At 43.0% G+C, this 21395-nt stretch carries 15 protein-coding genes; 6 read left to right on the forward strand and 9 right to left on the reverse strand.

From position 1 onward, the window contains the following. Positions 1-100: 100 nt before the first annotated feature. Both H6G05_RS22700 and H6G05_RS22705 read right to left on the reverse strand, forming a co-directional pair. Complete coding sequence (locus H6G05_RS22700; RefSeq protein WP_190581848.1) at positions 101-1108, reverse strand: alpha/beta fold hydrolase; 1008 nt, start codon at positions 1106-1108, stop codon at positions 101-103. Next, the gene (locus tag H6G05_RS22705; RefSeq protein ID WP_190581850.1) at positions 1105-2049 is read right to left on the reverse strand and encodes a fatty acid desaturase family protein; all 945 of its coding nucleotides are present in this window, start codon (positions 2047-2049) and stop codon (positions 1105-1107) included. The genes H6G05_RS22700 and H6G05_RS22705 overlap by 4 nt, the downstream gene beginning before the upstream one ends. A gap of 173 nt (positions 2050-2222) precedes the next feature. Here H6G05_RS22705 and H6G05_RS22710 point away from each other — a divergent pair, with 173 nt between their 5' ends. Together H6G05_RS22710 and H6G05_RS22715 are read left to right on the forward strand one after the other, a co-directional pair. Continuing rightward, entirely contained in the window at positions 2223-2945 is a 723-nt protein-coding gene (locus H6G05_RS22710; protein WP_190581852.1) for a creatininase family protein, read from the forward strand. Between the two features lie 136 nt (positions 2946-3081). Then, complete coding sequence (locus tag H6G05_RS22715) at positions 3082-3636, forward strand: hypothetical protein (protein ID WP_190581854.1); 555 nt, start codon at positions 3082-3084, stop codon at positions 3634-3636. An 80-nt stretch (positions 3637-3716) separates the two neighbouring features. On the opposite strand, the gene H6G05_RS22720 is transcribed toward H6G05_RS22715, so the two are convergent. Further along, positions 3717-4979 carry an outer membrane protein assembly factor BamB family protein gene (locus tag H6G05_RS22720; protein ID WP_190581856.1) on the reverse strand — a complete coding sequence of 421 codons (1263 nt, stop codon included), beginning with the start codon at positions 4977-4979 and terminating at the stop codon, positions 3717-3719. Between the two features lie 373 nt (positions 4980-5352). Here H6G05_RS22720 and H6G05_RS22725 point away from each other — a divergent pair, with 373 nt between their 5' ends. Continuing rightward, complete coding sequence (locus tag H6G05_RS22725) at positions 5353-6354, forward strand: phosphoribulokinase (protein ID WP_190581858.1); 1002 nt, start codon at positions 5353-5355, stop codon at positions 6352-6354. Between the two features lie 241 nt (positions 6355-6595). Here the strand turns inward: H6G05_RS22725 and H6G05_RS22730 are convergent, their stop codons facing one another. Together H6G05_RS22730 and H6G05_RS22735 are read right to left on the reverse strand one after the other, a co-directional pair. Beyond that, the gene (locus H6G05_RS22730; protein ID WP_190581860.1) at positions 6596-7858 is read right to left on the reverse strand and encodes a P-loop NTPase family protein; all 1263 of its coding nucleotides are present in this window, start codon (positions 7856-7858) and stop codon (positions 6596-6598) included. 88 nt (positions 7859-7946) lie between these two features. Beyond that, on the reverse strand, positions 7947-8549 hold the full coding sequence (locus tag H6G05_RS22735) for a DciA family protein (protein WP_190581862.1): 603 nt from the start codon (positions 8547-8549) through the stop codon (positions 7947-7949). Between the two features lie 172 nt (positions 8550-8721). On the opposite strand from H6G05_RS22735, the gene H6G05_RS22740 reads away from it, so the two are divergent. From H6G05_RS22740 to H6G05_RS22750, 3 genes are all read left to right on the forward strand, one after another. Further along, complete coding sequence (locus tag H6G05_RS22740; RefSeq protein ID WP_190581864.1) at positions 8722-9315, forward strand: sulfite oxidase-like oxidoreductase; 594 nt, start codon at positions 8722-8724, stop codon at positions 9313-9315. An 86-nt stretch (positions 9316-9401) separates the two neighbouring features. Beyond that, positions 9402-9596: a hypothetical protein gene (locus tag H6G05_RS22745; RefSeq protein WP_190581866.1), complete on the forward strand. Its 195-nt coding sequence runs from the start codon at positions 9402-9404 to the stop codon at positions 9594-9596. A 415-nt stretch (positions 9597-10011) separates the two neighbouring features. Continuing rightward, complete coding sequence (locus tag H6G05_RS22750) at positions 10012-12222, forward strand: phosphoketolase family protein (RefSeq protein ID WP_190581868.1); 2211 nt, start codon at positions 10012-10014, stop codon at positions 12220-12222. Positions 12223-12333: 111 nt separating this feature from the next. Here H6G05_RS22750 and H6G05_RS22755 read toward each other — a convergent pair whose 3' ends face one another. From H6G05_RS22755 to H6G05_RS22770, 4 genes are all read right to left on the reverse strand, one after another. Next, the gene (locus tag H6G05_RS22755; protein WP_190581870.1) at positions 12334-14082 is read right to left on the reverse strand and encodes a two-component system response regulator; all 1749 of its coding nucleotides are present in this window, start codon (positions 14080-14082) and stop codon (positions 12334-12336) included. 101 nt (positions 14083-14183) lie between these two features. Then, complete coding sequence (locus H6G05_RS22760) at positions 14184-17780, reverse strand: GAF domain-containing protein (protein WP_190581878.1); 3597 nt, start codon at positions 17778-17780, stop codon at positions 14184-14186. A gap of 35 nt (positions 17781-17815) precedes the next feature. Then, positions 17816-18967: a hybrid sensor histidine kinase/response regulator gene (locus H6G05_RS22765; RefSeq protein ID WP_190581880.1), complete on the reverse strand. Its 1152-nt coding sequence runs from the start codon at positions 18965-18967 to the stop codon at positions 17816-17818. 59 nt (positions 18968-19026) lie between these two features. After that, a complete protein-coding gene (locus H6G05_RS22770) occupies positions 19027-21393 on the reverse strand; it encodes a hybrid sensor histidine kinase/response regulator (protein ID WP_190581882.1) in 2367 nt (788 codons plus the stop codon). Positions 21394-21395 lie beyond the last annotated feature (2 nt).

The raw sequence follows: 21395 nt of genomic DNA on the forward strand, positions 1-21395 counted from the left end.
GAAAATCTACCTATCATTTTTGATGAATATCTTCCTAAATGGAATTATAGAGCTATTCCTCAAAATAACTGAAATGCATAAGTTATTTATTTTTCATTCCTTAGCGACTTAGCAATTCCCCAACTGCTTGACAAATGAACTGCTCATCTACAGGATTTTGGTAGGGATTGCCAGCACGATGTCCCCAGATTGATGGAATAGGAAGATAGGCACTATGGGGAATTAGAGAAGCTTCGCGATCGCAATCTTCGGTGGTGAAATACAAGTCCGTAGTACTGGGCATGACTAGGGTTTTCGCTTGGATTGATCGCATGGCAAGTTCATAATCTTTTTGATAAATGGGATTATCACTGACATCGCACCTGAGCCAAGTATCAAGCATCGCCATCAAATTTCGCGGATCGCGCTTGCGATAGCCTGCTTCCCAACCACGTAGGAGATAATCTTCGAGAGATTCGTAACCAAATTGATAGTACAAACCTTCGCGATAAAAGGCTTGGGATGCTGCCCAACTGGCGTAAATTCTGGCAAATGTGCGAAAACCGAGATCGGGAATACCATCAAAACTAGTTCCATTCCAAGTTGGATCGCCAGTTAGGGAATAGCGCAAACTTTCTAAGAAGATGCGATTGTGATCGGTGGTTTTCGCCGTGCCGCAAATGGCGGCGATGAGTTCCACGCGATCGCTATACAATGCACCCCAGTGATAGGCTTGCTGAGCGCCCATCGACCAACCGTAAACAAGGGCTAAGCGTTCAATCCCCAAGACTTCACGCAACAATTGCTCTTGAGCCGTGACATTATCTAGATGCGTAAACCAGAAGCCTTGCTCAGCTAAGCCACATTCTACACAATTGCTAGGCGAACTCGATAGACCGTTCCCAAACATATTGATGATAATCACGAACCATTTGGTCGGATCGAGAATGCCATCAGGTCGCACTAGCCACTCAATATCAGGATGTTGCGCTCCGTAGGATGTAGGATAAAGAATTACATTCGAGCGATCGCTATTTAGTTCGCCATAGGTCTGATACACCAATTGTGCTTGTGGCAAAACTGCACCGCACTGAAGCTGAAAGTTCTTAATCGTAAAAATATTCTTCATGCTACTGAATTCTCAGTCTTCGCGTCAAAATTAGCAATGATTTGGCGATGGACGTTGAAGTAGCCATTTTCGACACATTCAAAATGAGAATTTAATTTTGAATGGGCTGCGCCTAATTGATGGAAGGGAATGGAAGCATAGAGATGATGTTCGGCATGGTAGGAGATATTCCAAATCAGGAATCGCAAGGGCGCAAGGGTAAGGGTGGTACGGGTATTGGCGAGCATATTGTCGGTATTGGGGCGATCGGTATGCTCGGCTAAGAGCAGGAATCGCAAAAATGGCTGACCGATTGCGAGGGGTAGCATCCAGTAAGTGATAAACCAAGGCTGTTGGAAATACACAGAAATAGCGATCGCTACCGCATAAACCAATAGCTGCAAACGGTTTGAACGAATCACTTCTGCACGAGAGCTTTCGGGAATAAATGGACAATTTTCTAAGTTGCCGATCGCTGTAAGGAAATGTCTCTTAAACTTGCCGATCCACCAAGTAATCCCGCTAATTTCGATGATATATTCCTTGAGATTGGTTGGCTTGCGATCGCTTAATTCAGGATCTTTATCAAGAATTTGGGTATAGCGATGATGCCACTTGTGATAGAGCCGATAGAAGGTGCTGTTATAAAAAGATAAAAGTCCTGCGAACCAACAAAGGACATCATTGGCTAGATTATTCGTAAAAACGGTGCGATGGGATGCCTCATGCAATGGAGCAAACATAATAGCAAAGCTAAACCCGTAAAGCACTAATGCAGGTAGAGCAATAAACCAGCGATCGCTCAGATTTCCCATACTTGCACCCCAGAGATAGCCACTACCTACCATCACGGCTAAATGTCCTATTAGTTGCAAGGTTCCTTTTAGATTTGACTTGGCATTTAAAACGCTTAATTCTTGAGGAGACAGAATTTGCGTAGGTTTAAGATTGCTTGAAAACATGACTAAGAATTCACTATTTACTAATATGTTAACGCTTGGCTCTATACATTCATAAGTATGTTGTTAAAGCATTTCCGAGTAAGTCAAAGTTAATACAAACCCGATCGCCTGAAATCTCTGTTAGCGTAAAGTAAGCCTTGCCCAGTTTTCTACTAGTTTTCTAAATAAATTCTATGCTCCTACATTTATCCACATGGCAAGAAGTTGAAGCCTACTTGCAGCGATCGCCAGCAGTGATTATTCCCATCGGTTCCACTGAGCAGCATGGTCCCACGGGATTAATTGGCACGGATTTTATTTGTGCCGAAGCGATCGCCCGTGCCGTTGGCGAAGAAGCTGATGCTCTAGTGACTTCAACGTTAACTCTGGGCATGGCAGAGCATCACACAGGATTTGCAGGGACGATTAGCCTCAAGCCTTCTACGCTGACCTTAGTAATTCATGATGTGGTGCGATCGCTTGCCAAGCATGGATTCAAACGCTTCTTTTTTCTGAATGGGCATGGTGGCAATATTGCCGTTCTCAAAACCGCCTTTACTGAGATTTATAACGAACTGCCCGACGTTCGCTGTCGGCTCGGTAACTGGTGGGCAAGTGGTGAAATTTATAAACTAGTCAAAGAGCTTTATGGCAATCAAGAAGGCTATCACGCTACGCCCAGCGAAATTGCGGTGACGATGTATCTCTATCCCGACGCAATTAAAAACGCCCCACTGAGCGCATCAGTCAATAAAGATAGTCGCATTTATAGTCCTGAAGAATTTCGCAAACGCTACCCCGATGGACGCATGGGATCAAATCCTGCCCTCGCCACCATCGAACATGGGCAACAACTTTTTGAACTTTCCGTCAAGGAATTAGTCAGCCAGTACAACGATTTTATTGCTGAAATTTAAGGTTAAGCAAAATAGCCAGTCTTTGCCCTAAATTAGCGATTTTGGCGCAAGATTAAGTCATTTGCAGCAAAGCACAAACTCAACAATCGTTGTATGCTGTCAGCTTAAACATCAAAAGTACTTGCATTTCTGCATCATGCTTGATCGAGCAAAGATAACCGTAGCCATTTCTCTATGCCCTGAAGAGGCAGTTTGTTATTTAGCGAGGGTATACACCACCCTAGTTATTTTCAATCCGCCTGAATTTCTCAAAACTTCTATTGAAAGTAGAGTCTTGATTCATTCCCTTGGCTATCCCGATAATCCTGAATCGGCACATATCTGTCGGCAACTTATGGATGAGTTTGGTTTCGATACTGAGACTTTCCCTGCTTGTGCAATTCAAGGACTAGCGACGATCGCTTCGATATTTCCCTGCGATCGCAATAACTTGGCAGTAGATTTTGAACTGGATCACCATTTGGACATTGCACCCACGAGCCTCATTGACATTCAATCAAGGGTACAAGACCAAGGACAGGAAGCGTGGTTAGTGCAGCTAAAGGACACTTATTTTTTGCAAGAGCCTATTTATGATGTTTTGCCTCCAAGGGACATCGCTACAGGAGATGTATGGCTACCACAAAACACATCTCATGTAGAAGATTTCCAAAATGCGATCAGTCGCGATATTCTCCGCAGCAAGGTTTAAACAAAAAAGGCATCGCAAAGCGATGCCTTTTTTGTAAGCAGAGAGTTGGAGAGCAAAGCGCCCCAAATCTTTTTGGGATTTTAAGGAATACTAAAAGATTGAACTCTACTATTACCTTCTGTTCTCAGAAAATTGCTAGCAAAAATCAAACGTTTCTTCTCAGGTTTATCGGCTACAGCACTCACCACAGGTGGATAGTAAATATGACTATTCATCAAAGTGGGAGTCCGCCAGACTAATTTGCCAGTTTTATCGTCAAAGGCACTGATCCAACTATTGTTGTCAGCCGAACCGTAAAAGCCATAAGTCACATTTTTGATTTCCATATCTTCTATATAAACCCGACCATCTACCCAAGTTAACTGTTGAGGCTCGTTATCATATTCACGAGTCACTGTAAATCTGCGTAAGAATCGCCCTGTCTCCTTGTCTAAAACCACAAAATTACCCTGAGAGTTTCGCTTAGGTTCCCAGACCAAGACTTCGCGATCGCTAACAGCTCTGACTTTGCCAGTGATCACATACGACCATTTCTCTTTACCAGTTTGAAGAGCGATCGCACGGATGCGTCCCGATGGCTGCGTCTTAGTATGTCCAAAGACCGAAGTATAGATCGTATCTCCAAAAACATCAGCATCCCATAAACCATTAGGATCTTGAGGCGCTTCCCACGTCCACAAAACTTTGCCTGAAACAACATCCATCACCGTAAATTGTTCAAGCCGACCTGCGGTTGTGTCGTGAAAGGAAGGTAACAATAGAATTCCATTCTGTACCACTGGTTTAATTGCCTGAATACCAATCAACCCATTAGTTTTAGGAAGCTGATATGACCAGAGCGTTTTATCTTTAGTGATGCCAAATACTTTTGTTTGATAGTCTGAACGCCAAGATACACCTTTGTCAATTGGAATAGAATCACCATATACGGCAATATCCTGATGTATGCCCATCAAGCGATCACGAGTACCGCCACTCATTTCTTCTGCATATTTAAAAGATATTTTGGGAGAACCAGTTGCAGGATCAAATCCCACAACGCCATTGTCATGACTAGCATAGATAGTTCCATTCTCTAAAATTAACTGGCGGCTACCAAGAGTCTGATAGGGTGGTAATTTCTGCTGCCATTGCACTTTTCCTGATGCAGTATTAATCGCAAATAAAGTTGACGAATAATCTCTTTGCTCTCCATTGAACTTCTGGTTCTCAATTACAAATAACTGTTCACCAGTCGTAATGAGTTGAGTATTCGATTCTAAATTAGCAGTCCATTCAGGCTGAATTATAACTTCAGGATTATTTGCGTAAGCTACGAAATGCAAGCCTAATAAAAGCAGCAAGGAAAATAGAAAGTATTTCCCAAAATTGATCAATTTTCGCGAATCTGGCAACTTAAATTTTGAGTTTATGACATGCATAATGGTTCTGCAATTTAATTAGGGGAACCGATTTTTGGTAGCGCGACTGCATTGCGCTACCAAAAATCTGATTCCTTATTTTACGGCTACGCCCTAGTGGCGATCGCTATATTTTCCAAAGACTCTACACTTTATAATTTGTGGTTTATTTTTATATTAAATTCACAAACAACAGCAATTATTAAAGTTAAATCAAAAGCAAATATGGGTATCACTGTTTTGGTAGATTTGATCTTGGGAAAGAAGTAATAATAAATACAATTTAATCAAATTTTATAAGGATCGGTTCAGAATTATGAGCAGTAAACCCAAACGAGTTGTGGTGATCGGAGTTGCAGGAGACTCTGGCTGTGGGAAATCTACATTTTTACGCAGATTAAATGATCTGTTTGGCGAAGAATTTATGACCGTGATTTGTCTAGATGACTATCACAGCCTAGATCGCAAGCAACGGAAAGAAACTGGAATTACTGCACTAGATCCGCGTGCGAATAATTTTGACTTGATGTATGAGCAAGTCAAAGCCCTCAAGGAAGGTAAATCGATCATGAAACCGATTTACAACCACGAGACAGGGTTACTCGATCCTCCCGAGTTGGTTGAGCCAAATAAAGTGATTGTGATCGAAGGATTACATCCAATTTATGATGAGCGTGTACGTGGGCTACTCGATTTCAGTATTTATCTTGATCTCAGTGATGAAGTTAAGATTGCTTGGAAAATTCAACGCGATATGGCGGAGCGTGGTCATACCCTTGCGGATGTCATGCAAGCGATCGAATCCCGTAGACCCGACTTTGAAGCATATATTGATCCTCAAAAAGCCCATGCTGATGTGATCATTCAAATCCTACCCACAAATCTGATTGCTAATGATACAGAGCGAAAAGTATTGCGGGTGCGATTAGTGCAACGCAGTGGTGTTGAGGGAATTGAGCCAGCTTACTTATTTGATGAAGGTTCAACAATTTCTTGGATTCCCTGCGGTACAAAGCTGACTTGCTCTTATCCAGGCATCAAACTATTTTCGGGACCCGATAGCTGGCTTGGTCAACCTGCAAGCGTCTTGGAGATTGATGGACAATTCGATCGCCTTGAAGAGATGGTCTATATCGAAAATCATCTCAGTTGCATTAATACCAAGTTCTACGGCGAATTAACTCAGTTGCTGCTCAAGCATCCTGATTATCCAGGGTCTAACAATGGTACTGGGCTATTGCAAATTATCGTTGGTCTGAAGATGCGGGCAACCTTTGAACGTCTCATCAAAGAATCAGAACAACTGGTTGCCGCCTAGATTATAAATTCCAAACCCGTAAGGTTGCGCCCCTGCGGGGCGCAACCTTACGGGTTTGGGTTTGGGTTTTATAGCTGTCGCCATTCTTGTTAGGACATAAAACCCAAATAGTGTGAGGCGGCGCTTCGCGCCGCCTCACACTATTTGAGTCCTGATACAGGTGGCTATAGCTATAAACACACAAAATGGCGTAGCCATTTTGTGTGTTGGTATTAAAGGATTATCAAGGGAATTAGCGGTGCTAATTCCCTTGATTTTTAGTAGCAAAAGGACTGCTAAACCAATAGCCCTGATCATCATGATTTTCAAACAGTAATCGGCGGCGACACAAATTTAGTGCTTCGGAAGAGATAACGTGATCGTTAGTCAGGTATTTCTGCAAAGCTTGCCGATCGCGAACTCTGATAGTTGATAAACGAGTGAGGCGATCGCTCTCCAAAATGTGGTTGACAGTTTCCAAATCAATCGGCGGATCTTGTGATTGCAAACAACCCTGTAACAGTGATAGTAAATAGGGCAGATGACCATAACTTGCTAAACATAGCTGATCAAGAGTTTCCAGATGATCAAAGCAGTTAGTAATTTCCTCTAATCGCTGCTCAGGGGAAATATTTGGCATCATTCTCGCTAAAACAACTTGGCGTAGTAGATTTAGAGTTTCAGAATTAACTACTCCATCGCGATCGCATAGCTGTAGATTTGACAAGACAATGGGGACAGTTCCCTTCAAATATTGTTGAAATCTTAGCTGAAACTGCTCATCAGGATGGACGATCGCGAGCAATGGCAAACAGTAAATCGTATGACATTGAAATTGCCGTAAATATTTACCACCTTTGCCAAAAATGCTCTCGACCTGCTCTATCGATAGACGATCAAGGTTATCGACCAAAAACACTAGCCCTTTTTTTCCAGTTTGTTTAAGCCGATCAACAGCGAGTCCTGTTACTTCTTCGATCGCCACAATTAGCAAATTGGGAAGACGTGTTTCCAAGTGATGGTGTAACTGTCGGCGATTCTGCTCACTATCTTGCAACGCTTGCAAAATTTTTTGTAACCGTTGCACATAGTTAGAGCCTACCGATGGAAGCATTTTCATCCATTTTTCGATTTCAGCGATCGCATTGGGTAAATAAGCTAGGGATAATGAATCGCCTTTGTTTTCTAGCTGTCGCAAAATCAGCTTCAACATCACGAGCCAAAGCTCAGTTAAGCCCACATCAGTAATTTGGAGATACTGATCAGCCATACAATAAATTACGGCAAAGCCTTGCTGCTCAAGCTCAGATTTTAAACGCAGCAGTTCCGTTGATTTCCCACTACCTAAACTTCCTGAAAATAATTGATAGGTTGGTTTGTTAGGAGATAAAGCGATCGCTCTTCGCATTCGCTTCACCACATCTTCTCCCCTTGCCCCAGATAAATCGATGTAGTAATGATCTTCTTTTTGTAAGCAGATAATAAAGTTAGGGTTGCAAGCATGGAGAGATTCAAGATTTGACATAACGCAAAAATAATTGGGAGATCATAAGGGGCTTAAACCCCTTGTTTGTCTTGAAACAAAGGTAAAGTAATGAGCTACTCTCACTACTTCACTTAAATAAATACTCGATCGCACAGACTCGGCACATTTGCCAACGAGATATTTCGCCCTTTAAGGCGGGGCGATCGCATCTTGGACATTGGGGCATTTGATTAGTTCTTAACTTCATCACATTTTGCCAACGCTGGAATGCTTCACTGGCTGTTTCAGGTGCTTTAGGGGTTTCTAATTTAATTTTAAGATTTGGCTTGAGTTGGCGAGGGGATGACTCATTGGCGATCGCAGGTGGTAAGTAACTAGGATGATCTTCAGTGACCACTTTGCGCTCTTTTAAGGTTTGCTGTTGGGTCGCCCATTTTGCAGTTGAGAAATGAATATCGGCGATCGCTAAATTTCCTGAACCAACAAATAGAGCATTTATTTTCGCCAAAATCCTTACTCTTTCAAAGGTCAGAGCCTGTGACCAAACTGAACTAGACACAGCCACTTGTAACGCTTTTTGATATACCCCAATTGGGCAAGTTTGTTTAGCTACCGATTCACCGACAATATCAGCCCATTTTTCGACAATCAGCAAATATTGACAGCGTTGCTGCCAACTAGTACGTGCCTGAATGTCGTGCAAAATATTTGGTAACCCTGTCAAGGACATGCTCGTAAACCAAACAGAACTTTGTTTAAGGTTAGCATTTTTACAAGTAGGGTATGCCAAAACCTAGAAAGGGTTACTGACTCAGTAACCCTTTCTAGGTAATTTATGCGTAGCTACTTACTCTCTAAAAACAGCGATAATATTTAAAGTTGATATAGAGTAGAAATTTTCTATGTTTGGAAGTTTGTTTCAATCGCGATCGCCAGATCCAGCCCGTGTTCCCAAAGGTCAAAGATTAACTAATGGTTTTCCCATTATGACCTATGGAGACACCCCAAAAATCAAGCCTCAAGATTGGCAACTACGTGTATGGGGACTCGCCACCGAGAAAACCTTTACATGGGAAGACTTTATGGCTATGCCACAAACAGAATTTACAGCCGACTTCCACTGTGTCACTACATGGTCAAAACTCGATGTGCAATGGAAAGGAGTCAAAGTGACAGACTTCTTAAAATATATCGAAGTTGATCCTCAAGCCGTACATTTAATGGAACATTGCTACGGTGGCTATACGACAAATATTGCAATGGAAGATTTTGTGCGAGAAGAGAATTTCTTCGCGCATACACTCTTTGATCAGCCGTTACCCATTGACAATGGTGGGCCCATGCGCCTAGTAGTCCCCCATCTCTATGCTTGGAAAAGTGCAAAATGGCTGAATGGGCTTGAGTTTCTCGACAAAATGCAACTAGGTTTCTGGGAACGCAATGGCTATCACCATCGCGGCGAACCTTTTGCGGAGGAAAGATATAGCTCGTTTTAGTACCAAAAGATGAGTGGCGTCGCGAAGCGCCGCCACTCATCTTTTGGGTTTTATATTGCTATAGCGATCGCGATCACACATGTTTAGTGAGTACAATTACGCAACTATCAAGGCTTACATCACGTCATAACTTAGAGAAAGACCTGATACTAATTACATCAAGAGTTAAGGAAGTGAGGAGCAAAGCGATGTCAGTATTTCATTTTGGCGGATTTATCTTTAAGTTTTACGCTGGCTCGATCGCTGTTTTAGTTTTAGCCAATGCTCTCTCCACACTCTAGCTGCCTTAACACAATGACCATTTTTCAACTGATAATTTTTTCCTGTAAGTTTTTTGTGAGCACGATCGCAATTTTATTCCTCGCCAATGCGGTCTCTAACTTTTAAAATTTCTCCAGAAAAATGTCAAAGCATCTTATCCATTTTTGGGTAAGGTGCTTTTTATTGCACTACAAAAAATGAAAGCGGCGCTTCGCGCCGCTTTCATTTTTTTGGTTTATTTCATATAAATGGAACTTCTATCGAGATAGCCCTGAGACTGGATCAGGATAGGCGAAATCCTGTCTACAACTTGTTTTGATTTGTCAACAGGACTGTACTAAAATGGCTATTAGAGAAAATTTAAATATTTCTTAATTTCTATTCATTACATAGTTAAACCTCTAGTTTGGACAAACCCAAGGTCAAAAAAAATCTATGGTCGCAACCCCTGAAACCACAAACGCAGCCACTCCCGCCTTTTGTGAAGGCATTCAGTACTTTGGCGAACCGTTGGAGGGGTTCGACGAGCTAGGACGTATACCCGTTCTTAGCCCTGACAAATCTGGTGTCACTGATCCAAGCGATCGCGCTGCGGTGTTTCAAACTTTACTAGCAGCCGACGCTCTGCGCTATCTCACCTTACAAGTCACAGCCAGCAAAGCATCAGGTCATCCTGGCGGATTTGCTAGTAGCGCCGAAGCAGTAGCAGCCTTTTATATGCTCGGTCATAAGAATATGCCCACAGAAGTGGGACATCATGCCCCAGGATATTACAGCGCCATGTTTCTGGATCGCTCCCTTGAGGATATGGGCATCAGCACTGTAAGCCAAATGCGCGAAAGATATCGTGAAAAGCATGGCTTGCTTGGTCACTTGTCGGGCTTTATCCCCGGAATTTTAGCTCCTGCGGGGCCCCTTGGACAGGGACAGCATTTTGCGATGGCAGCGGCGCTGTTACACCGCGATAAGCTTTTCCCAGTAACGATGGGCGATGGCGGGATGGGTGAACCCTATCCAATTAGCTCGATCGCCCATTTTCATGTTGCCTATCCTGAAGTCACCAATTTCATTCCGATTCTAGTTTGGAATGGGTTTAGCCAAGAACATCACAGCATGGTTTCGACAAAGACCAATGCCGAAATGATTGCTTTTTGGAAAGGGAATGGCTTTGATGAAGTGATTTTAGTTGATGCCAAGGATTTTGATGATCAAAATCAAGAAGGGGCTTATGTTGATAGTACTGCCTTCTCTTTCAAACAACGTCTTGCTTTTACAGAAGCAGTTCTCGTTGGTGTGGATAAAGCGGCGAAACTTGCCTTTGGTGGGAAGCTGACTGTATTTATCATCAAGCAACTTAAGGGAGCAGGAGTTCATGCACGCGGTGCAAAATCCCATAATCTCTATGCTCACCATACCCTCGACAATGCCGATGTGGTTGCTGGCTTAAAATCCCGTGCGCTCAATCCTGAAGCATGGCAAACCGTTCGCACCAATTTGGAATGGGCTGGTGGCGGTTCTTCTTCTAAAACTGCGGTTACAGAATCAGTCCTAGCATTAACGGATTTGGGAACTTTGCCTCTCGAAGAATATGCGGCTGGCGAAGCCAAGATCTCGACTACCGCTATGGGACGCTTAGTTGGTTATGTCGGACAAACCGACAAGCGCTATATCGTCACCAATGCTGATGGTAACGAAGCTTCAGGAATTGCCAATATTAACCAAGCTCTGAAAATCAATCACCCCACCACTGACGCTCTCTATAATCAAGAACCTGGTGGACAGGTATATGAACCTCTGAGTGAAGATGCCTGTGCAGGTTTGGCAGTCGGCTTAGCGCTGATGGGTAGCCGTACTCTCTGGTGTTCCTATGAATCCTTTGCGATTAATGGACTTCCCATTTGGCAGACCGTCACTCAAGCGATGGCTGAGTTGCGTCGTCCCACGCCTGCAACGGTATGTCTGTTCACCGCAGGAGCTTTAGAGCAAGGACGTAATGGCTGGACACACCAACGTCCTGAAATCGAAGGTTATTTTGCGGCAATGATGCGAAATGGCAACGTGTTCCCACTGTTTCCGCTTGATGCCAATAGCATTCAGGTTTGCTATGACTGGGCTTTGAAGGCAGTAAATAAGGGTGTGGTGATTACAGCAAGTAAATCTCCTTTGCCAATCCGTACTACCTTTGAGCAAACCAGACAGGCTCTAGAAGATGGCGCGATCGCTTTGCAAGAAATTGCAGGTGATAAGAAAGTTGTTTTTGCTGTCATCGGTGACATGATGTTGCTTCCTGTTTACGAAGCTGCCCAAAAGCTCGCGGAACAAGGGATCGGCTCCAAAATTGTCTCAGTTGTTAGCCCTCGTCGCCTTTATCGTCCGACTGATGTAGCTTGGGATACTTGCTCTGAGCCAGATGGCAAGTTCCTAAGTGATGCTGATTTTGAGGCTTTCTTTGGTGGTGATGCTTTGATTGGTGTCGTTGGTGGTGCATCGGCACTCCTTGAGCCAGTAATGCTCCGTAGCAATAGCAAGCGCGATATTTTCTCATGGAAGCGCGGCGAAACCACGGCTTCGGCAGGTCAATTGTTTGATTTTAATGGCATGAATGCTGAGGCGATTTGCGATCGCGCTAAGCAGTTACTTAGCTAATACCTAAAAAGAAAGGCGTGCTTTGCACGTCCCTATTTTTGAGGATTATGCAAAACAAAGAAATGTAGGGGCAATTCATGAATTGCCCCTACATTTCTTTGTTTTGCTTTTTTAGGATTGCAAATAAACTTTCTCGACTTCTGAAGCAGGTAAAGGTCTATTGAATAAGTAGCCCTGTCCATACTGACAGCCAACTTTTTGCAACCATTCAAGCTGCTCCTTAGTCTCAATTCCTTCCGCAATTACGGCTAAGCCAAGCTGATTACTAAGAGCAATGATCGTATCAACGACATGATAGTTGCGATTTTCAGTTTGAATTTGGCTCACAAAAGAGCGATCAATTTTGAGGTTATCAACAGGGAAACGATGCAGATAACCAAGAGAAGAATACCCCGTTCCAAAATCATCAATGCTGATTTGAATTTGCCGCGATCGCAATTCTTTGGTGATGGCGATCGCTGATTCGGCATTGTCCATAATCGCGCTTTCGGTAATTTCTAATTTGATATGGGCAGGATTAGCTTGGGTTTCCGCAATGATGTGATCAATATCAGCAAGTAACGTCGTGCAAGAAAACTGACGCACTGAAAGATTGACACTCATGGTTAGCTCTGTCCAGCCTTGCTGCTGCCATGCATAAAGTTGCTCACAAGCTTGCTTAAATACCAACATCCCCACAGGTACGATTAACCCCGTCATCTCCATAGAAGGAATAAATTCTGCTGGTGAAACCATCCCCCGCTCAGGATGTCGCCACCTTACTAAGGCTTCAAATCCTACTAGTTTTTGACTTTGCAAATCGATGATTGGTTGATAAAAAAGAATAAACTCCTGTTGTTCTAACGCTCGTTGCAGATCGTTCTCTAAAATCAGACGATTGTACATAGCTAGATGCATTTGACGATCAAAGATTTGATGACTGTCTTTGCCACGTAATTTGGCTTGATACATCGCCGTATCTGCATCTTGCAAAAGTTCTTCAGGTTTATGATCGCTATATTTGCCCAGCGCAATTCCCATGCAAACAGTGATAAAGATTTCGCAATTTGCCACAGTGAAGGGTTGAGTAAAGCTTTGGAGGATTTCTTGCAGAAATGGCTCAAGGGATATTTCTTCTTCAATTCCCTGTAATAGAAAACAAAACTCATCGCCACCCATTCTTGCTAATAGGTCATGGGGACGCAGATGCTTTTGTAAACGTTGGGCGATCGCTATCAGTAATTGATTACCAACCGCATGACCAAAGGAGCCGTTCACCAGTTTAAACTGATCACAGTCGATATAAACTAGAGCCAGAGAAGATTCTCCCGCTTGTAACCTCTTTTTGAGTTCTTGAACTAAGAATGTCCGACTCGGTAACTTCGTGAGAGTATCCTCCAAAAGCATACTTTGCAATTGGGCGGTACGACTCTGCACCATCGCCTCTAAATGAGTATTGAAATTTGCTAATTGTTGATATTGCTGGTGAATGCGGATCATCGATCGCACTCTTGCGGTTAACTCTAACCGATTGACAGGTTTACTAATAAAGTCATCAGCTCCCGCAAACAAACATTGAGCAAGGTCTTTTTTGGTAGTTAGAGCCGTCACCACAATAATTGGCACTGCGCTCCATTGGGACATCGCTTTAATACGCCGACAGACCTCAATGCCATCCATATCAGGCATCATCACATCTAGCAAAATTAGATCGGGCTGAAATATTTCTAAAGATGCGATCGCATCTTTACCATTCGCCGCGTAATGCAAATTATAGTCTTGGTTTTCCTGCTCAAAGTCATCGCTGGTACTTAACAGCGTCTCAATCACATCAAAGTTATCAGGTTCATCGTCCACAACCAAAATAGAAGGTTTTTTCATAGTTAATTAAATTTATATAAAAGCTAAAAGTTGAGATTTACAGCAATTACCGATCAAACGCACCATCAGAAAGTTTTTGAAAGTGTTGATTTGCAACACTTTCAAAAACTTTCTTGGTTGGTGCGTACAGAGCTATAAGAATCGGGAGTTAAAAATTGTTGAATAATTTTTGTTAATTGCCTCAACTTAATAGGTTTACTTAAATAATCATTTGCCCCTGCGGCAAGACAACGCTCTACATCATTGTCCATGGCTAGAGCAGTGATGGCAATGATCGGAACATGATCGAGACTAGGGATTTGGCGCATCTGTTTGGTGGCTTCTAATCCATCCATCACTGGCATTTGAATATCCATTAAAATTAAATCAGGGTTTGCCGACTGAGCTAAAGCGATCGCCTCCTCTCCATTATTTGCTAAAACAATCAGATAGCCCTTGGCAGTTAAGTAGCTAGATATTGTAATGATATTGGCTTCGTTGTCTTCGACTAGCAAGATCACAGGAGTAGTTTGCTGGCTCTGAACTGATTCACAACTCAGATCGTCGGCTGGACAATCGATAGCTACCGCTACAGATGGTGATGCTAACTCAGCACAGGGAAGGATTACGGTAAAGCAACTTCCCGAACCCAATACACTCGATAACATCACCTTACCGCCATGCATTTCTACAATCCGTTTTACTAGCGCCAGCCCCAAACCTGTTCCTTGATATTGACGATTGAGGGCGCTATCAATTTGGACAAAGGGTTGAAATAGCTTACTGATATTTTCTGGGGCGATGCCGATACCTGTGTCACTTATGGCAATGTGAATATATCCACTTAAGTCTGATTGCAGTAGATTATCTACAGGAGCAGAACTAAGAATTTCTGGAGTAGCAGACAGGGGCTGATAGCTAACCTCTAAGGTAATGTTTCCTCCCTCTGGCGTAAATTTGACAGCATTATTGAGTAAGTTAATTAAGACTTGACGAATGCGCCGTTCATCAACATTTAATTCAGGTAAGTTCGGTGAAAGTTTGTTTTTTAGTTGGATCGACTTTTTAAGAGCTTGCTGTCTAATAAAGGTAAGACTAGATTGACAGAGAGATTCCACAGAGACAGTGGAGTATTCTAGATCAATCTGTCCTGATTCGATTTTGGCGACATCCAGAATGTCGTTAATCAGTTCTAATAGATGAGAACCACTACGCTCAATCGTTTGGAGAGCCTTGATTTGAGCACTAGAGGTCTTACCAAAAACTTGCTCTTGCATTCCCTCTGTCATCCCTAGAATGGCATTAAGAGGGGTGCGGAGTTCATGACTCATGTTAGCCAAAAATTCATCTTTGAGTCGGGTGGCTCGCGCCAATTCTTCATTTGACTCTGCTAGTCGTTGGTTGATTTCGGTGAGGTGTTGCTGGGTTTGTTGCCGATCGCTAAGTTCGTTTTGTAACTGTTCAAATAAATCCGCTTGTTGAATGGCGATCGCTAACTGATTAGAAATTTGTTGGAGGAGATTACTCTCCCATGTCTGCCAATAGCGTGGGCGATCGCATTGATGGGCTATCAGCAATCCCCAGAGAGCCTCATTTTGAATAATTGGCACAACGAGTTTCGCTCGAACCTGCAAGTCAGCTAGAAAATCAGCTAAGCAGGGTAACAACTCCAGAGGCTCAGCTTCGCGATCGCTGAGAGCAAATATTCGACCTTGGACATAGAGATCGTAATTAGCTTGTGGAAAAACCTCCTCAGGAAAACTTCTTTCTAAAGTTGACTTCCATTGAGGTGAGGCAGATTCAGCAATCACCGCACCTGTTTTGTCTGGGAAAACTCGATAAACTAATACTCGATCTGAATTTAATACCCGATGAACTTCTTCCACAGTGGTCTTGAGGATTGCATCTAGATTCAGCGTGGATCGAATCCGTTGAGTGATTGTTTGCAATAATTTTGCCTGTTCCGCTTTTTGTTGTAGTTCCAGTTCTGCTTGCTTACGAATCCGCAACTCTATTTGTACCTGTTCATATAAACTTGTTTGTTGCAGAGAGATTCCCAATTGCACAGATATTTGCTGGATGAAATTAATTTCGGATGGATGCCAACATCGCGATGAACTACATTGATGGACACAAAGCAGTCCCCAAAGCTGCTCACCATAAAATAGGGGCATCACTAGATTTGCCCTCACCTGAAACCGTGCGAGAACATCCGTATGACATTGATCCTGCAATTGATAAATGTCTGACATGGCGGCATAGCGCCCCTGAAGGTAAAGGGGGGCATATTTTTCGCCAAAGCAATGATCATGAATAGGAATTGCCATGGCGGAGACAAAACCTTCTCCCACTGACTCAGCGACAAATTCGCCATCACTGAAACCAGAATCTGGATAAAACTTAAAAATACCGACTCGATCAGCCTGAATTACAGAACGAATTTCCTTACAAGCCGTACTAAAGACAGTGCGGATATCAAGAGATTGACGAATCCGTTGGGTGATTTCCCGTAGAAGTGTTTCTCGTGATACCTGTTGACGAATCATCTCTTCGGCTTGTTTGCGATCGCTAATATCCACCACCACACAAACGCAATCCTCCTCCGAGAGCATCGCCACCCCAATCAACACATGGACTAGATGTCCATCCTTGTGATAGTAGACTTTTTCCCAAGGTGCAATTACGCGACTAAGTTTTAGATGTTGAAGCGCATGAAGATCGCTTGGCAGATATTCAGCAGGAGTAATAGTTTCCAAATTAATCCGCTTGGCGCTCAAGTCTTCGTGACTGTAGCCAAGCAGTTCCAAAAAGCGATCATTCGCGTCGGTAATTTGACCGCTAAAGTCGGTAAACATCATCCCAACAATGTTCGCGTCAAACACCCGTCGGAAACGGTTTTCACTTGATTTTAAAGCGGCTTCGGCAAGCTTACGGGCTGTGATGTCAACCCGAACCGCCAGATAATGCTGCGCTCGACCCTGACTGTCGGTAAAAGGAACGATCGTACTATCAACCCAATAAAGACTGCCATTCTTAGCACGATTGCAAATTTCTCCTCTCCAAACCTGACCCTGAGAAATTGTTTGCCACAGATCTTGGAAAAAGTCTGGGGGATGATGGCTAGATTTAATAAGGCGATGGGTCTTTCCCATCAGTTCGGCACGCGAGTAACCCGAAACCTCGCAAAACTGATCATTGACATAGGTAATTATGCCTTTAACATCGGTAATTGCCACGAGCGCCGCTTGGTCAAGTCCAATTTTAAATGAGGTTAGCTCTTGCATTAACTGCAAACAGTCGGAGATTGCATGTTGGCGGGCTTCATATTGTTGCACACTTTCGGAAGTTACTACACCCACAAGGCGATCGCCTTCATCAACAATCGGCAACTGACTAATTTGATCTTTTTGCAATAAATTAATCACCGCCAACACATCGGTAAAAGCTGACTCTTGTAAGGTAACTACGGGAGAAGTCATCACTTCCCTAATCATTAAATTATGCAGGGGCTGTTGTTGGACTATCAGTCTGACGACATCTTGCTGAGTGAAAATACCTAACAAACAATCCCTTTCTACCACTAGCAGATAGTGTGCTTTCTCCCTATGCATTTTCGCGATCGTTTCTATCACCTTCGTCTCAGGCTCAACAAGAGGAGGATCAAGAGTGATGATGGACGTTAGAGATAGCTGGGCAAACGGATCAGCAAAAGTAAACATAAGTTTATGAAGGGTGTTTTCAGGAAGGCGCAAGGCTATGACCTTGGGTAGAGAGGTAATGAAATATGCACTGTTGATTCCTGTTGATAAATGCTAGTAATAGAAAAATTGCCACCAGCAAGTTCAACGATTTTTTTGACAACTCTTAAGCCCAAACCAATGCCTTGCTGCTCATAGGTTTTACGCTCAAACTGTACAAAAGCATCAATGCGATTAATTTGCTCGTTAGTCATGCCCCGACCTAAATCCTTTACTGACAAATTAAACATGTTTTCTGCCACTTGACTACTAATTTCAATCATCTTACCTGCGGTGGAAAACTTCACTGCATTATCGACTAACTCATGGAGGATCGTCAAAAGGTAGCGATCTGATAGGGCAATCTCTGCTTCCTCAAGGTCAAATTGGAGATCATCACTACGTTTAAAATCTTTAACATAGGATTTTAGCGAAGATTCAATCATATCCCTAGAGAATTTAGTATGCGCTACTTTAAATGACTCTTGCCGACTAGGGGAAACTTCAAGTTCTAAGTAGATCAAAAACTTTTTGGTTAAACTCTCTAAACGTCTTGCGGATTCATCAGCCCAACCTAGCATTTCGTGGATTTCGGCAATATCCATACTTTCGATATCTTCTTTCAGCATGGAGATCGTGCCGATGATGCCATTGAGGGGTGTATTTAACTCATGGGACATTCTTGAAGCTAATGTACCGCGTAGTTCATTGAGAGTACTTTCCAGAATATTAATCGTGTTGGCTTGGATATGGGATAGAGTTTGGATATTGTCATATTGTTGCTTGATTCTCAGCATTGAATGCACCCGCGCTCGCAGTTCAATACTATTGATCGGCTTACTAATAAAATCATCGGCTCCCGCATTGAGGCAGTTAGCCATATCAGTCTTAGAGCTTAAGGCGGTCACCATAATGATCGGCACAGTTTGCCATAACTCGCTAGCCTTAATCCATTTACAGACCTCGATGCCATCCATCTCTGGCATCATCACATCTAGCAAAATTAGATCGGGCTGAAAGGCAGTAAGACTAGCGATCGCACTTTTACCATTAGCCGCATAATGTAATTCATAGTCATATTCGCTTAAGAGAGCCTCAATCACATCAAAGTTATTCGGCTCGTCATCCACAACTAAAATCGAGGATATGTTTGTCTTTGTATTGATCATTATTTTACTTTGGAAACCATTTAAGGTAGTAGGATGGACTGTTCTTTTTACTAACTATCCTAGGAAGAATTTTTAGTAAGGTAATCCTCCAGATAAGCAACAACTAAAGGAAAACTTTGATCAATCTCGGTCATTAAGCGATCGCTGTCCTCTAATTGATGATTTCGTCCCGCAACTTCCAATCCAAAACAAATTTCAGAAAAAGCTTTAGCACCAAGCATTACGCTACTTCCCTTTAGGGTATGCGCTACATATTCTATTTGCGAAGCATCTTGGTCGAAGATAGCTTGACGCAGCTTTGCTAAGAGGACTGGACATTCTTCGTATAAGAATATGTTGATCATTCGTTTCGGCAAAGTCAAGGAAACCTTCTCAATTTCCTGAAGTGCATGATCATCAAAGTCAGTATTTAAGTGTATCGTATCCTGCTGAACTTCAATTCCTTTAGGAAGATTCCCCCAACGCTCAATGATTCTTTGTAAAGTATCAAAGGAGACGGGCTTACTGATATAGTCGTCCATCCCTGCGGCTAAACACATTTCGCGATCGCCTTGCATTGCACTAGTAGTCATCGCAATTAGAATCGGACGAGATGGATTATTGGATAGTTTTGCCCAGTCCTCCACAATACAAGTGGCAGTTTCCAGTCCATTTAACCTTGGCATCTGCACATCTAAGAACACAATATTAAATGTATTACTTTTAATCGCTTCTAGAGCTTCAATCCCATCATTGACAATTAAAGGTGTATAGCCCATTTTACTAAGCATAGCTAAAACCATTTCTTGGTTGATCAAATTATCCTCGGCAACCAAAATATGCAGTGGTAGTTGAGTTGCTAGGTCAGTACTAAGGGACTTAGCATGGCGCAATACGCTTCTCCTTTCCAAAGGAATCATGGATTGAGGAGGCTCATTAGTAACTGAGACTGGCAACACAAAGAAAAAGCTAGAACCATTGGCTAGAGAACTTTCTGCCCAAATCTTGCCCCCCATCATCTGTACAAGTTTTTGACAAATCACTAACCCCAAACCTGTGCCACCATACTGACGCGCCGTAGCGATCGAGGCTTGGGTAAAAGGTTGAAATAGTTTTTGTAATTGGTCTGAGGAAAGTCCGATACCTGAGTCCTGTACTTCAAAAAGTAGTCCTACTTGATTCTCAGTCTGTAAAGAAGTCTCTGGAGATACAGATACAGCAAGTCTTACTGCGCCTTTATGGGTGAATTTGACCGCATTATTTGCCAAATTCAGCAGGATTTGCCGTAACCTGATGGGATCACCAAGAATATAGGCAGGTGTTTGCGGATCAATCTGGTAATCTAGTCCAATTCCTTTGGATTCAGCTTGCTGACTCATGAGCGCACAGGTGTCGGCAATGATTCCATGCACATCAATTGGTAGATGCTCTAGTAAAAGTTTTTCAGACTCAAGTTTGGAGAAGTCGAGAATATCATTGATAACGGTTAACAGGATTTCCCCGCTCGTTTGAATGGATTGAACAAACTTATTTTGTTCTGAATCGAGGGAAGTCGTCGCTAATAGCTCGGTCATGCCCAAGACTCCATTGATCGGGGTACGGATTTCATGACTCATCATCGCTAAGAAATCTGACTTAACCCGCAAGGCTGCCTCCGCAACTTCTTTGGATTTTTGGAGATTAGTTTCATATTGCTTGCGATCGGTAATATCCCGAAATCGCCAGACAAATCCCCAAAATCGACCACTGGGAGAAGTAACAGAACTACTAAAGTACTCGTAGGTGAGGGCATTGATGACCACCTCACCATGAATAACTTGATCTGGCTCGTCGTAGGTCTCTTCTAAGATTTGGGTAATTGCGTGGGGGAAATCAGCCGCTTGCAGTAGCGGTAAAAGAGGTAAATCTTGATAGGTTGACTCGGAGGTAATAGCGTTGAGGTCACATATTTCACATATTTTTTGGTTGTATGCGACTAGTCGCCCCTGTTCATCGACCGCAATAATACCCTCTAGGCTGGCTTCAAGTTGGGCATGGATCAGAGCATTAGTGCGTTCTAACCGATCATGTTGCTCTTTAATACGTAACATGGAGCTTACCCTTGCTCGAAACTCCAAAGAGTTTAGGGGCTTACTGATGAAGTCATCGGCTCCCGCATTCATACACCTTGCTAGGTCTTCCTTAGAGTTAAGCGCAGTAACCATAATAATTGGCACAGCCTGCCATTCGGGTAAAGCCTTAATCCGTTCACAAACCTCAATGCCGTCCATAACTGGCATCATCACATCTAGCAAAATTAGATCGGGCTGAAATGTGTCGAGATAGGCGATCGCATCTTGACCGCTAGCAGCATAATGCAACTGGTAATCTCGGTCGCCCAAGATAGTTTCAATCACGTCAAAATTATCAGCTTCGTCATCAATGATTAAAACAGATGCTAAATTCATTG

It is taken from the genome of Phormidium tenue FACHB-1050 (assembly GCF_014696925.1).
In the GTDB taxonomy this organism is placed as follows: Bacteria; Cyanobacteriota; Cyanobacteriia; order Pseudanabaenales; family Pseudanabaenaceae; genus Pseudanabaena.